The 12,529-nt window shown below is 76.1% G+C and carries 17 protein-coding genes; 12 read left to right on the plus strand and 5 right to left on the minus strand.

Going from position 1 to position 12,529, the window contains the following annotated elements:
- From ACYVOF_RS06880 to ACYVOF_RS06905, 6 genes are all read left to right on the plus strand, one after another.
- On the plus strand, window positions 1–545 hold a 545-nt coding region (locus tag ACYVOF_RS06880), incomplete at its 5' end, for a molybdopterin dinucleotide binding domain-containing protein (protein ID WP_460865025.1).
- 25 nt (window positions 546–570) lie between these two features.
- Complete coding sequence (locus tag ACYVOF_RS06885) at window positions 571–1,011, plus strand: OsmC family protein (RefSeq protein WP_460865052.1); 441 nt, start codon at window positions 571–573, stop codon at window positions 1,009–1,011.
- Entirely contained in the window at window positions 1,008–1,769 is a 762-nt protein-coding gene (locus ACYVOF_RS06890; RefSeq protein WP_460865027.1) for a sulfite exporter TauE/SafE family protein, read from the plus strand. Before ACYVOF_RS06885 ends, ACYVOF_RS06890 begins: the two co-directional genes overlap by 4 nt.
- Window positions 1,770–1,792: 23 nt before the next feature.
- Window positions 1,793–2,077 carry a hypothetical protein gene (locus ACYVOF_RS06895; RefSeq protein WP_460865029.1) on the plus strand — a complete coding sequence of 95 codons (285 nt, stop codon included), beginning with the start codon at window positions 1,793–1,795 and terminating at the stop codon, window positions 2,075–2,077.
- A gap of 47 nt (window positions 2,078–2,124) precedes the next feature.
- Window positions 2,125–2,712 (plus strand): DUF1707 SHOCT-like domain-containing protein, encoded by a 588-nt coding sequence (locus tag ACYVOF_RS06900; protein ID WP_460865031.1) that lies wholly within the window; start codon window positions 2,125–2,127, stop codon window positions 2,710–2,712.
- A 31-nt stretch (window positions 2,713–2,743) separates the two neighbouring features.
- On the plus strand, window positions 2,744–4,165 hold the full coding sequence (locus tag ACYVOF_RS06905) for an FAD-binding oxidoreductase (protein ID WP_460865033.1): 1,422 nt from the start codon (window positions 2,744–2,746) through the stop codon (window positions 4,163–4,165).
- Window positions 4,166–4,189: 24 nt separating this feature from the next.
- Here ACYVOF_RS06905 and ACYVOF_RS06910 read toward each other — a convergent pair whose 3' ends face one another.
- From ACYVOF_RS06910 to ACYVOF_RS06925, 4 genes are read right to left on the minus strand one after another with little or no spacing between them, the layout of a single operon-like run.
- Window positions 4,190–5,053, minus strand: coding sequence for a TetR/AcrR family transcriptional regulator (locus ACYVOF_RS06910; RefSeq protein ID WP_460865035.1), 864 nt, complete (start codon window positions 5,051–5,053; stop codon window positions 4,190–4,192).
- A 53-nt stretch (window positions 5,054–5,106) separates the two neighbouring features.
- Window positions 5,107–6,318: a pyridoxal phosphate-dependent aminotransferase gene (locus ACYVOF_RS06915; RefSeq protein ID WP_460865038.1), complete on the minus strand. Its 1,212-nt coding sequence runs from the start codon at window positions 6,316–6,318 to the stop codon at window positions 5,107–5,109.
- Window positions 6,315–7,310, minus strand: coding sequence for a hypothetical protein (locus ACYVOF_RS06920; RefSeq protein ID WP_460865041.1), 996 nt, complete (start codon window positions 7,308–7,310; stop codon window positions 6,315–6,317). Before ACYVOF_RS06920 ends, ACYVOF_RS06915 begins: the two co-directional genes overlap by 4 nt.
- On the minus strand, window positions 7,307–7,660 hold the full coding sequence (locus ACYVOF_RS06925; protein ID WP_460865042.1) for a GntR family transcriptional regulator: 354 nt from the start codon (window positions 7,658–7,660) through the stop codon (window positions 7,307–7,309). The genes ACYVOF_RS06920 and ACYVOF_RS06925 overlap by 4 nt, the downstream gene beginning before the upstream one ends.
- Window positions 7,661–7,824: 164 nt before the next feature.
- On the opposite strand from ACYVOF_RS06925, the gene ACYVOF_RS06930 reads away from it, so the two are divergent.
- From ACYVOF_RS06930 to ACYVOF_RS06955, 6 genes are all read left to right on the plus strand, one after another.
- A complete protein-coding gene (locus tag ACYVOF_RS06930) occupies window positions 7,825–9,033 on the plus strand; it encodes a DUF445 domain-containing protein (RefSeq protein WP_460865054.1) in 1,209 nt (402 codons plus the stop codon).
- A gap of 132 nt (window positions 9,034–9,165) precedes the next feature.
- Complete coding sequence (locus tag ACYVOF_RS06935; RefSeq protein ID WP_460865044.1) at window positions 9,166–9,720, plus strand: helix-turn-helix domain-containing protein; 555 nt, start codon at window positions 9,166–9,168, stop codon at window positions 9,718–9,720.
- Between the two features lie 69 nt (window positions 9,721–9,789).
- Window positions 9,790–10,638 carry a heparin-binding hemagglutinin gene (locus ACYVOF_RS06940; protein WP_460865045.1) on the plus strand — a complete coding sequence of 283 codons (849 nt, stop codon included), beginning with the start codon at window positions 9,790–9,792 and terminating at the stop codon, window positions 10,636–10,638.
- 97 nt (window positions 10,639–10,735) lie between these two features.
- Window positions 10,736–11,026, plus strand: coding sequence for a DUF2516 family protein (locus ACYVOF_RS06945; RefSeq protein WP_460865047.1), 291 nt, complete (start codon window positions 10,736–10,738; stop codon window positions 11,024–11,026).
- Between the two features lie 66 nt (window positions 11,027–11,092).
- The gene (locus tag ACYVOF_RS06950) at window positions 11,093–11,644 is read left to right on the plus strand and encodes a type 1 glutamine amidotransferase domain-containing protein (RefSeq protein ID WP_460865048.1); all 552 of its coding nucleotides are present in this window, start codon (window positions 11,093–11,095) and stop codon (window positions 11,642–11,644) included.
- A 7-nt stretch (window positions 11,645–11,651) separates the two neighbouring features.
- On the plus strand, window positions 11,652–12,197 hold the full coding sequence (locus ACYVOF_RS06955; RefSeq protein ID WP_460865049.1) for a YbaK/EbsC family protein: 546 nt from the start codon (window positions 11,652–11,654) through the stop codon (window positions 12,195–12,197).
- Between the two features lie 64 nt (window positions 12,198–12,261).
- Here ACYVOF_RS06955 and ACYVOF_RS06960 read toward each other — a convergent pair.
- On the minus strand, window positions 12,262–12,529 hold a 268-nt coding region (locus ACYVOF_RS06960; RefSeq protein WP_460865051.1), incomplete at its 5' end, for a hypothetical protein.

Consider the following 12,529-nt stretch of genomic DNA (forward strand, 5'->3'; position numbering starts at 1 on the left):
GGGTGCGGGTCACCCCGGGCGGGGTCGACCTCGGCCCGCTCGAGCCGCGGCTGCCCGGCGCGCTGCGCACCCCCGACCGCCGCGTCCACCTGGCCCCCGCCGAGCTGCTCGCGGCCGCGGCCGCGCTGGGCCCGCGCCCCGCCACCACAGACGGGTTCGACCTGCAGCTCCTCGGCCGTCGCCACCTGCGCAGCAACAACTCCTGGCTGCACCAGGTGCCCGCGATGGTCAAGGGCGCCGACCGCTGCACCGCCCTGCTGCACCCCGACGACGCCGCGGCGCGCGGCCTGCACGACGGCCAGGCCGTCCGGGTGCGCTCCCGCGTCGGGGAGGTCGAGCTGCCGCTGCAGGTCAGCGACGAGGTGCGCCCCGGGGTGCTCAGCATCCCGCACGGCTGGGGCCACCGGAGCGCGGGCACGTGGCGCACCGCGGCCGCGCACCCCGGGGTCAACGTCAACGAGCTCACCGACGACGCACTGGTCGACACCCTGTCGGGCAACGCCGCCGTCAACGCCACCCGGGTCAGCGTGCACGCCGCCGGGTGAGGCCCCGCCGGACCGGGCTGGCAGCATCACCGTCGTGACCGAGACGAACGAGCCCACCCCCGCCGAGACCCGCCTGTGGGTCGAGCGCACCGGCACCCGCACCTGCACCGGCCGGTCCTCCCGCGGTGCGGAGGTGCTCGTCGGCCCCGTGGAGCAGGACGGCTCCTTCACCCCCGGCGAGCTGCTCAAGGTCGCCCTCGCGGCGTGCACCAGCCTGTCCACCGACGCCCCGCTGGCCCGCCGCCTCGGGGACGGCTACGCGGCCACGGTCGAGGTGTCCGGCCCCGCCGACCGGGCCACCGAGCGCTACCCCGCGCTGGCCGAGCGGCTCGTGGTGGACCTCTCCGGGCTCGACGACGCCGAGCGCGCCCGGCTCGAGCAGGTCGTCCGCCGCGCGGTCGACGCCAGCTGCACGGTCGGGCGCACCCTGACCCACGGCACCGAGATCAGCCTGACGGTCGGGTGAGCGTCCTCGAGGCGGTCGCCGTCCTCGCCGCGGGGCTCTTCGCCGGCACCATCAACACCGTGGTGGGCTCCGGCTCGCTGGTGACCTTCCCGGTTCTGCTCGCCGTCGGGCTGCCGCCGGTGACGGCCAACGTCAGCAACAACATCGGCATCCTGCCCGGCAGCCTCGCCGGGGCCTGGGGCTACCGGCACCGGATCCGCGAGGCGGGCCCGGTGCTGCGCCGCGTCCTGCCCGTCAGCCTGCTCGGCGGGGCCGTGGGCGCGGTGCTGCTGCTCGTGCTGCCCGGCGGCATCTTCACCACCGTCGTGGTCGTCCTCATCGCGCTGGCCCTGCTGCTGGTGCTGGTGCAGCCGCGCATCACCGCCCGGCTGCGCCGCCGGGGCCCGCTGGCCGCGCTCACCCCGCGCCGCACCGCCCTGCTCGTCGGCGGGATGCTGCTGGCCAGCCTCTACGGCGGCTACTTCGGCGCCGCCCAGGGCGTGATCTACCTGGCCATCCTGTCCACCCTCGCGGTGGAGGACCTGCAGCAGGCCAACGGGGTCAAGAACGTCGCCGCGGCCGCGGTCAACGGCGTCGCCGCGGTGCTGTTCGTGGTGCTCGCCGACCCCGACTGGGCCGTGGTCGGGCTGCTCGCCGCGGGCAGCGTGGTGGGCGGTCTGCTCGGGGCCCGGGTGGGCCAGCGGCTGCCGCCCGCGGTGCTGCGCGGCGTCATCGTCGTCGTCGGCGTCACCGCGATCGTCAACCTGGTGCTGCGCTGAGCGGCCGGGGCTAGGTTCACCCCGTGGCCGACGACCCGTACAGCTCCGGCGAGCGGGTCTTCGGGCCGCCGCGGGGCACGCTCGACGCCGACTGGGTGGCCACGGCGCTGCGCTCGCACCGGCCCGACCTCGACCACCCCACGTCGGTGGCCCTGGCCCGCCGCGCCTGGGACCTGCTGCGCACCCACGACCTGCGCGGCGACGAGCTGTCGACCGCGCTGCGCGACGACGACACCCCGGGCCCGCTGGCGGCCGACGTCGCGGCCGTGGTCACCGAGGCCGCCCAGCTCTACCTCGACCGGGGCTGAGCCGGGAACCCCACCACCCCCGTCCGCGTCGGACTACCGTGGCGGAAGTGGACACACCGACCGGGTCGGACCGTCTGCGCGCCGGTCACGAGGACCGTGAGCGGACGTGCGAGGACCTCGGCCGCCACTACGCGGCCGGTCGGCTGACCCTGGCCGAGCTCGAGGACCGGCAGGGCGCGGCGTGGACCGCCCGCACCCTGGGGGACCTGCGCGAGCTGGTGGTGGACCTGCCCTCGCTGCACCCCGACCGGCCGGCCCCGTTCCCGGGTGCGCCGACCGGGGGGCTGCCCGCGGTCCCGCCGCCCTGGCCGGCCCCGGCCCCCGCCTGGCCCGGGCCCGCGTGGCCCGCCGCGCCCTGGCCGGGCGTGGTCGCACCCCACGGCTACGACCCCCGCAGCGGCCGGCCCTTCTCGGACAAGCAGCGCGTCCCCGCCGGGGTGCTGCAGCTGACCCTCGGCTGCGTCGGCGCGGGCCGGTTCTACACCGGCAGCGTCGGCGTCGCCGTCGCCCAGCTGCTGCTCACGGTGCTCTCGTTCGGCCTCCTGCTGCCGGTCACCGTGGTGTGGGGGCTCGTCGACGGGGTGCTCATGCTCACCGGGTCCGGCACCGACCCCCACGGCCGTCCGCTGCGCTGAGCGGGCGCGCCCGCGGGGCTAGCGTGCAGGGATGACCACCACCACGGCCCCCCGCGCCGACGCCCCCACCGACCCCGGTGCGGCGCTGCTCGACGACCTGCGCACGGTGCTGCCCGCGGACCGCGTCGTCACCGACCCCGACGTCGTCGAGGGCTACCGCCACGACCAGGCCGAGTGGGCGCCGCACGCCGCGCCGGTCGCGCTGGTCCGGGCCCGCACGGCCGAGGAGGTCCAGGCCGTGGTGCGGGCGTGCCTGCGCCACGGCGCCCCGGTGGTGCCCCGCGGCGCCGGCACCGGGCTGTCCGGCGGGGCCAACGCGGTGGCGGGCAGCGTGGTGCTCTCCACCGAGCTCATGACCGCGGTCCGCGAGATCGACCCGGTCGAGAAGCTCGCCGTCGTCGAGCCGGGCGTGGTCAACGACGACCTGCGCGCGGTCTGCGCCGAGCAGGGCCTGTGGTACCCGCCGGACCCGGCCAGCTCGCCGTGGTCGACGATCGGCGGCAACGTCGCCACCAACGCCGGCGGGCTGTGCTGCGTGAAGTACGGCGTCACCCGCGACTACGTCCTGGCCCTGCAGGTCGTCACCGGCACCGGGGAGCTGGTCCGGGTGGGCCGGCGCACCGCCAAGGGCGTCGCCGGCTACGACCTGGTGGGCCTGCTCGTCGGCTCGGAGGGCACCCTCGGCGTCGTCACCGAGGTGACCGTCCGGCTGCGCGGCGCGCGCCCCGCCGAGCAGACCGTCGCCGGCTACTTCGACTCGGTGGTCGACGCCGGTCGCGCCGTCGCCGCGCTGGGGGCCACCGGGGTCACCCCGTCCGCGCTCGAGCTCGTCGACGAGGTGTGCCTGCGGGCCGTGGACGACTGGAAGAACATGGGCCTGTCCGGCGAGGCGGCGGTGGTGCTGCTCGGCCGCACCGACTCCCCCGGCGAGGCGGGTGAGCACGAGGCCGCGACCATGCTGCGCTGCTTCGAGGAGGCCGGCGCGAGCTGGGCGGTGCGCTCCACCGACCAGGCCGAGGCCGACGCGCTGTTCGCCGCCCGCCGGCTGGCCTACCCGGCGGTGGAGCGGCTCGGCCCCGTGCTCACCGAGGACGTGTGCGTGCCCAAGGCGGCCGTGCCGGAGATGCTGGCCCGGGTGCAGGCGGCGGCTGCCCGGCACGACACGGTCATCGCCAACATCGCCCACGCCGGCGACGGCAACCTGCACCCGCTGATCATCACCCCGCCCGACGACGCGGCGGCGCGGGTGCGGGCGCAGGCCGCGTTCGACGACATCATCGCCGACGCCCTCGACCTCGGCGGCACCGTCACCGGCGAGCACGGCATCGGCCTGCTCAAGCGCGACGGCCTCGTCGCCGAGCTCGACCCGGCGGTGCTGGCGATGCACCGCGCGGTGAAGGCGGCGCTCGACCCGGCGGGGATCCTCAACCCCGGCAAGGTCGTCGCCCGCTGACCGAGCGCCCGCTGACCGAGCGGCTCAGGCGCCGCGGCCGGCGGCGGGCAGCCCGTCCTGGCCGTCCTCCAGCGGCGTCCCGAGCAGCTGCAGGCCGTTGTCGCTGCTGGGCGTGGGGTCGAACTTGGCCGGCGAGCCCTCGGCGGCGACGATCCCCGACAACCCGCCCCAGGCCAGCATCGTCAGGTAGTCGATGAGCGCCTCGGCCGACATGGTGCGGTTGTCCACCCACCAGTGGGTGGCCAGCTGCACCATGCCCACCACGCCGTAGGCCCACGGCAGGGCGCCGCCGGAGTCCATGCCCTCCGAGCGCAGCCGGTCCCCGACCAGCGAGGCGAGCGCCTCCGCGACGACCCGCTCGGTGGTGGCGACGACCTGCTGCCCGCCGGACGCACCGTTGGCGAACACGAACCCGTACAGCGCGGGCTCCTCGGCGATGGAGTGCACGTAGGCACCGAGCAGGGCGCGGGCCTGGGCGTAGTCGTCGCGCTGCGCGGCCAGCTCGGTGAGCAGCGGTGGCAGCAGGACCGTCTCCGCGATCTTGGTCAGGATCGCCTCGACGAGGTCGTTCTTGTCCGCGAAGTGCCGGTAGAGCACCGTCTTGGAGACCTTGAGCTCCCCGGCGAAGGCCTCCAGGCCGATGCCCGGGCCCTCGCGCCGGATGGCGGTGATGGCGCCGTCGACGAACTCCTCGCGACGGGCGCGCTTGTGCTCGTCCCAGCGGCGCTTGCGGCCGTCGATCTGGTTGCGCGCGGCCCGGGTCTCGTTGACCACGGCGCTGGCCGCGGTGGCGGCGCTGGCCGCGGCCGAGGTGACCGCGCTGACCCACGGCGGCGTCACCGCACCGGGGTCGTCGCGACGGGCGGGGGGCTCCGGCGTGCTGCTCACCGCCCCAGGGTAGGTCCGTGCGTGATTGCTGCAGCCAGGGCGCGAGGTCCCGTTCAGCCCCGGCGCAGCCGTCGCAGCCGGGCCACCCCCTCGGCCAGCACGTCGGGCCGCTTGCAGAACGCGAACCGCACCTCGCGCGCCCACGGGCCGGGGTCGGCCGCGAACACCGCCACCGGCACCGCGGCCACACCGATCTCCGCGGGCATCCGCCGGCACAGCGCGGTCGCGTCGGTGACCCCGAGCGGGCGGGCGTCGGCGGTGACGAAGTAGGTGCCCTCGCTCGGGTGCACCGCGAACCCGACGTCGGCCAGCGCGGCCGACAGCGCGTCGCGGCCCGCCTGCAGCGACTCCCGCAGCCCCGCCACCCACGCCTGCTCGGTGCCCAGCGCGAGCGCCACCGCGGGCTGGAACGGTGCCGCCCCCACGAAGCTCATCCACTGCTTGGCCGCCCGCACCGCCGCCACCAGGTCGGCGGGCCCGCACACCCAGCCCGTCTTCCACCCGGTGGCGTTGAACGTCTTCGCCGCGCTGGACACGCTCAGCGTGCGGTCGGCCATGCCCGGCAGCGTGGCGACGGGGGTGTGGGTGCGGCCGTCGAAGACCAGGTGCTCGTACACCTCGTCGGTCACGACCACGAGGTCCGCCTCCTGCGCCAGACCGGCCAGCGCGGTCAGCTCGGCATCGGTGAGCACCGTGCCCGTCGGGTTGTGCGGGGAGTTCAGCAGCAGCACCCGGGTCCGGGGCGTCACCGCGGCCCGCACGGCGTCGAGGTCCACCACCAGCCGCGCCCCGTCACGGCTCGTGCTGTCCCGGACGAGCGGCACCCGCACCGCGGTGGCCCCGGCCAGGGCGACCGCGGCGGGGTAGGCGTCGTAGCTGGGGTCGAGCAGCAGCACCTCGTCACCGGGCCCGACCAAGGCCAGCAGCGCCGCCGCCACGGCCTCGGTGGCACCGACGGTGACGAGGACCTGCGTGTCCGGGTCGAGCTCCTGGCCGTACCGGGCGGCGCGGTCGGCGGCCACCGCCCGGCGCAGCACCGGCATCCCCGGCCCGGGCGGGTACTGGTTCAGCCCGCCGGCGACGGCGTCGCGCGCGGCCTCGAGCATGGCGGCCGGGCCGTCGATGTCCGGGAAGCCCTGCCCCAGGTTCACCGCGTCGTGCTCCACCGCCAGCGCCGTCATCTCCGCGAACACGGTGGTGGCGAACGGCCGCAGCCGCGGGGTCAGGCCGAGGGTGCGGGTGGGGCTCGCGGACGCGGGGGTCATGCCCCGGATCGTGCCGCACCGGCGGCCAGGGTGTTGAGCAGCGCCGCGGGCGTCGCCGCGTCGTCGAGGGTGACGGCGAAGCGGGTGCCGTCGGTCAGCTCGACCACGAGCCCCGGGCCGGAGCGCAGCACCAGCGCCGCCCGCCCCGGCCCGACCCGGTACCCCCAACCGCCCCACTCGACAGCGCGGACCTCGGCGGCGTCGGCCCGGGCGACCCGCGCCGGCGGCACCGTCCGCAGCGGCACCCCGAGCCCGCCGCGGACCCGCAGCCCGCGCCGGTCCACGCTGACCCGGACCCGCCCCAGCACCACCAGCACGGCCAGCGGCACGACGACGAGCACCCCGGCGACCGGCGCGGCCACGACCGCGACGACCACCAGCAGCACGAGCGCCGCGCCCAGCGCCCCCAGCAGCGGGGCGGAGTGCACGCTGGTGTGCCAGGCGGCCCGCTCGCCGTCCCCGAGGTCCATCGTCGACGGGGGGTCGTCGTGGTGGGCCCGCCCGTCCCCGCGGGGCAGCAGCAGCAGGGGCAGCAGCCCCCAGGCGAGGCCGAGGAGCACCAGCAGGACGCGCGCACCGAGGGTGGCGTCCTGGTTGCCGCCCGCGGCGAGCGTCGCCCACACGACGGTCACCGCGGTGGTGGCGCCGACGCCGCCGACGACGCAGGCCAGGACGGCCGTGGCCCGCACCCGGGAGCGGGCGGCCCGCGTCGTCGTCGCGAGCAGCGCGAGCACGGCCCCGGCCGCCACGACCGCCGCCCCCGCGGTGACGGCCTGCGCCACGGTGAGCACCGTGCCCCGTGCGGTGTAGCCGTCCGGCCGGCCCAGGCCCGACCAGTGCGTGGGCAGCAGCGCGGGCAGCTCGGCGGACCACACCAGCCGGGTCACGAGGACGACGAGCGCGGGCACCGCGGCCAGCACGACGACCAGCGCGGGCCGGGCGGCCCCGCGCCACCGGCGCGGGGAGGCGGACGGGGTCACGGCTGTGCTCACGGGCGTACCTCCTCGACCAGGGCGGTCATCTCGGTCAGGTCGAGGCCCTGGCGGCGGGCCTCGACGACGAACTGCCGGGCCAGGCCGCGCAGCCGGGTCCGCTCCGCGTCCACGCCGCGGCGCACCACCGCACCCCGGCCGCGGCGCAGGTCGAGCAGGCCCTCGTCGCGGAGCTCGGCGTAGGCCCGGAGCACGGTGTGCAGGTTGACCTCCAGGGAGGCGCCCAGCTCGCGGGCCGACGGGAGCCGCTCGCCCGCGACCACCTCGCCGCGGGCCACCGCCCCCCGCACCTGGGCCGCGATCTGCGCGGCCAGCGGCGTGGGGGACCCCGCGTCCACCCGGAGCAACATGTTTGCATCGTAGGCAAACAACTGCGCGGCTGTCGACACCGCGGCCGGGCCCGTCGGGTGGACCCGGCACGGCCGCGGTGGGGCGGCGCGGGGCCCGTCCCGGGCAGGATGGGCCCGTGGACCTGCGCACCGACGAGGCGACCAAGCGTCGCGACCTGCGGACGATGAAGACCGTCGCGACGGGGTTCCTGGTCCTCGCCGCCGTGGTCTACGTCGTGGCCCGCGTCGCCGAGGCGCGCGGCGCCGGGGGCTGGAGCGGCTACGTCCGGGCCACCGCCGAGGCCGGCATGGTCGGCGCCCTCGCGGACTGGTTCGCGGTCACCGCGCTGTTCCGCCGCCCGCTGCGGCTCCCGATCCCGCACACCGCGATCATCCCGCGCAAGAAGGACCAGCTCGCCGCCAGCCTGGGCGAGTTCGTGGGGACGAACTTCCTCGCCCCGGCCGTGGTGCTGGACAAGCTGGCCGCGGCGCGGGTGCCGCAGCGCCTGGGCACCTGGGCGGCGGAGCCCGCCAACGCCGAGCGGGTCACCGCCGAGCTCGCGGTGCTCGTCCGGGGTGCGGTGACGGTGATGCGCGACGAGGACGTGCGGGAGTTCCTCGACGAGACCCTGGTGCGCCGCCTCGTCGCGCAGCCGTGGGGGCCGCCGCTGGGGGCGCTGCTGGCCGAGGTCCTCGCCGACGGCAAGCACCGCAAGCTGGTCGACCTCGTCTGCGACCGCGCCTACGACTGGGCGCTGGCCAACCACGACACCGTGCTGCGGGTGGTCAGCCAGCAGGCCCCGACGTGGTCGCCCCGCTTCCTCGACGACATGCTCGCCGACCGGGTGCACCGGGAGGTCCTCGACTTCGCCCGCGCCGTCCGCGACGACCAGGGCCACCCGATGCGCAAGGCCGTGGACACGTTCCTGGCCGAGTTCGCCGACGACCTGCAGCACGACCCGGACACCATCGCGCGCGCGGAGGCCGTCAAGGCGCAGGTGCTCGAGCACCCCGACGTGCAGAACCTGGTCGGCTCGGCGTGGACCACCGCCCGCCGCATGATCCTGGAGGCCGTCGAGGACCCGACGAGCCCGCTGCGGCTCCGCGTCCGCGACGCCATCGTCGACTGGGGCGGCCGGCTGGCCCACGACGACTCCGTCCGGGGCAAGGTCGACCGCTGGATGCAGGACGCGCTGCGCTACGTGGTGACCCACTACGACGACGAGATCCTGTCGGTCATCACCGACACCGTGGCCCGGTGGGACGCCGAGGAGACCAGCCGCAAGATCGAGCTGCAGGTCGGCCGGGACCTGCAGTTCATCCGCATCAACGGCACCGTGGTCGGCTCGCTCGCCGGCCTGCTCATCTACTCCGTCGGCGAGCTCCTGGTCTGACGCGGCGCCGGCGGGGCCGCCACCACGCCGTGACCCTGCGTGGCACACGTCACCCCACCAGCGCAAGCAGACCGCTTGCTGCTGCTAGCACCCCTTGTTACGGTTGATCCACACCAAGGAGGTGAGGACCGGATGACCGCAACGGAGCACAGCAGCAGCCGGGACGAGCCGACCGTCGACCCGGTCAGCACCGCCGGCGCAGCCGGCCCGCTCGACCACGACGAGTCACCCGTGGAGGAGGCCGTCGTCGCCGCAGGCGCCGTCGTCACCACCGCCGTGCACGACATCGGGGGGTTCATCCGCACCCAGCGGGAGTCCGCCGAGGTCTCGCTGCGCCAGCTGGCGAAGCGGACCGGGGTCTCGAACCCCTACCTCAGCCAGATCGAGCGCGGGCTGCGCAAGCCGTCCGCGGACGTGCTCGCCCAGATCGCCAAGGGGCTGCGCGTCTCGGCCGAGGTGCTCTACGAGCAGGCGGGCATCGTCGAGCGCAGGCCGGCCACCCCCGTGGTCGACGCGCTGCTCCACGACCCGTCGATCTCGGAGCGGCAGAAGCAGGTCCTCGTCGAGATCTACGAGACCTTCCGCCGCGAGAACGCGCCGACGACGACCGGCGCGGCCGACACCACCGAGACGGCGGTCGCGCCCGTCCCGGGCGCCACCAGCACCACCCCAGCTTCCACACCCTGACGGGGGGGCCCGGCCCACCGGGCGCCCCGCACGCACCAGACCACCACCACAGTCCGAGGAGGACACATCATGTCGAACCCCATCGACCAGGCCAAGACCCCGGTCCTGGCCGCCATCGGCGCGGGCGACTACGCGCTGCAGACCATCGCCGACCTCGTCTCCGGGGCCCGCGCACGGGCCGAGGAGCGCGTCGGGGAGACCCGCAACCGCGTCGAGGAGACCCGCGAGCGGATCACCGACCTGCCGAACGAGATCGACGAGCTGCGCACCAAGCTCGAGCCCGAGGAGCTGCGCAAGGTCGCCGAGGCCTACGTCCAGGCCGCCGCCAGCATCTACGTCTCCCTGGCCGAGCGCGGCGAGGTCGCCGTCGAGCGGCTGCGCAAGCAGCCCGGCGTCGAGCAGGCCATCGACCGCGCCGAGGCCACCCGCTCCCGCGTCGACGCGACCCGCGAGGACGCCAAGGAGATCACCGACGACGTGCTCGGCACGATCGCCCGCCAGACCCGCTCCATCGGCGAGCGCGCGGCCCGCGCCACCGAGCGCGTGACCGGCCGGGCCAACGAGGCCGTGTCCGAGGCCGGCGAGGACGCCGCCCACGAGATCCGCTCGGTCAGCCGCAAGGCCGCCAACCGCACCTCGCCGCCGAAGGGCTCGACCCGCGACAACCCCCGCAAGGCGGCCACGAAGAAGGCCAGCGCGGCCAAGGCGACGGCCAAGGCCGACGTGAAGGAGGCGGCCGACACGACCGCCAAGAAGGCCTCCTCGGCGCGCAAGACCACCGCCAAGAAGACCTCCTCGGCCCGCAAGTCCGCGGCCTCCACCGCCAAGGACAACGCCCCCACGGCCTCCAAGACCGCGGCGGACGTCAAGGACATCGCCAAGGACGCCCAGGACGAGGCGACCGCGAAGACCAGCTGACCCGCACCGCACGCCCGGCCCCCGACCCCACCCGGTCGGGGGCCGGCGTGCGTCCGGGGCAGGCGGGTCGGGCACCGCTGCGGGTACCCTCGGGCCCATGTTGCTGCCGGGTGCCGTGCTGGTCCTCGACGTGCTGCAGTGGGTGTTCGTCGCGGTCGGGCTGTTCGCCTTCGTCCACGCGATCCGGCAGCGCGGCGAGGCGTTCACCGTCGCGGACAAGCTGACCAAGGGGAAGTGGGCCGCCATCACCGGTGGCGCCACCGCGGTCATCGCCCTGCTGGGCGCCGTCGACTTCATCGGCATCATCGCGGTGGTCGCCGTGCTGGTCTACCTGGCCGACGTCCGGCCCAAGGTCGAGGAGATCCAGCGCGGGGGCAACCGCTGGTGACCCACCGGGGGTGACCCGGCCCGCTCCGTGCTGCGCGCCCCCGCCCGGGGCTGCTAGACCGGAGCCATGACCAAGACAATCGCGTTCCTGGTGGCCCACGAGGGCATCGAGCAGGTCGAGCTGACGAAGCCGTGGCAGGCCGTCCTCGACGCCGGTGGCACCCCGAAGCTGCTCTCCACCGTCGACGCCGGCGAGACCGTGCAGGCGTTCGACCACCTCACCGCCGCGGACACCTTCACCGTGGACACCACCGTCAGCCAGGCCGACGTCGCCGACTACGACGGCCTCGTCCTGCCGGGCGGCGTCGCCAACCCCGACGCGCTGCGCCTCGACGGCGCGGCCGTCGAGTTCGTCAAGGAGTTCACCGAGGCCGGCAAGCCGGTCGCCGCCGTGTGCCACGCCTCCTGGACCCTCATCGAGGCCGGCGTCGTCGGCGGCAAGACGCTCACCTCCTGGCCCAGCCTGGCCACCGACCTGAAGAACGCCGGCGCGGCGGACTGGGTCGACGAGGAGGTCTTCGTGTGCCCGGCCAACGGCTGGACCCTGGTGAGCAGCCGCAACCCCGACGACCTGCCCGCCTTCAACCGGACGCTGGTGCAGGAGTTCGGCCTGGGATGATCCCCGGATGAGCGAGCAGAGCTGGCGTGACGCGGCGGGCACCCTGGACGTGGTGCCCGCCGCGTCGCGTCCCGACCTCCTGGCCGCACCCGTCCGCGACAGCGGGGTCGACCTGGGCACCCTCGGCGTGGCCCCCATCGACCCCGACCTGGCCGACACGGCCGCGTTCTGCGCCGCCTACTCCGTCGACCTCGCCGCCAGCGCGAACTGCGTCGTGGTCGGCGGGAAGCGGGCGGGGGAGCAGCGGGTGGCCGCGTGCGTCGTCCTCGCCACGACCCGGGCGGACGTGAACGGGCTGGTCAAGCGGACCCTGGACGTGCGGTCCGCCTCGTTCCTGCCGATGGCCGAGGCGGTCGAGCGGACGGGCATGGAGCACGGCGGCATCACCCCGGTCGGCCTGCCCGCGGGGTGGCGGCTGCTGCTCGACGCCGCGGTCGCGGCCGCCCCGGCGGTCGTCGTCGGCTCGGGGCTGCGGCGCAGCAAGGTCGTGGTGGCCGGGTCGGTACTGGCCGCGCTGCCCGGCGCCGAGGTCGTCGAGGGCCTCGGCCGCTAGGCCGGGTCGACACGGCCGGTAGGCCCGGTCGGCACAGCCGGTGGGCCCGATCGGCACAGCCGGGTCAGGCGGACGCCTCGCGCTGCGCCGTCACCGGGCCCTCGGCCACGTCCAGCAGGTCCAGCAGGGCGCGGTCGAGGCGGGCCAGCGCGTAGACCGCGGAGCGCAGCGGCCGCGCCTCCGGGTCACCCACCCCGCGGCCGTCGAGCTCGAGCACCGCGACCAGGGCGGCCTCCGCCGGGCGCACCGGGGCGGGCCGGTCGCCCTCGAGCCGGGTGCGCAGCGCGGCCAGGTGCTCCTGCCCGCCCGCCGCGGCCGTGACCAGTGCCGCC

The organism is Rhodococcus aerolatus (genome assembly GCF_054783215.1).

Coding starts and splice junctions, on each gene's coding strand:
- ACYVOF_RS06905 (WP_460865033.1), top strand. CDS start 2,744: ATGACCACCACCACGGCCCCCCGCGCCGACGCCCCCACCGACCCCGGT.
- ACYVOF_RS06915 (WP_460865038.1), bottom strand. CDS start 6,318: ATGACCCCCGCGTCCGCGAGCCCCACCCGCACCCTCGGCCTGACCCCG.
- ACYVOF_RS06925 (WP_460865042.1), bottom strand. CDS start 7,660: ATGTTGCTCCGGGTGGACGCGGGGTCCCCCACGCCGCTGGCCGCGCAG.
- ACYVOF_RS06930 (WP_460865054.1), top strand. CDS start 7,825: ATGAAGACCGTCGCGACGGGGTTCCTGGTCCTCGCCGCCGTGGTCTAC.
- ACYVOF_RS06935 (WP_460865044.1), top strand. CDS start 9,166: ATGACCGCAACGGAGCACAGCAGCAGCCGGGACGAGCCGACCGTCGAC.
- ACYVOF_RS06940 (WP_460865045.1), top strand. CDS start 9,790: ATGTCGAACCCCATCGACCAGGCCAAGACCCCGGTCCTGGCCGCCATC.
- ACYVOF_RS06945 (WP_460865047.1), top strand. CDS start 10,736: ATGTTGCTGCCGGGTGCCGTGCTGGTCCTCGACGTGCTGCAGTGGGTG.
- ACYVOF_RS06950 (WP_460865048.1), top strand. CDS start 11,093: ATGACCAAGACAATCGCGTTCCTGGTGGCCCACGAGGGCATCGAGCAG.
- ACYVOF_RS06955 (WP_460865049.1), top strand. CDS start 11,652: ATGAGCGAGCAGAGCTGGCGTGACGCGGCGGGCACCCTGGACGTGGTG.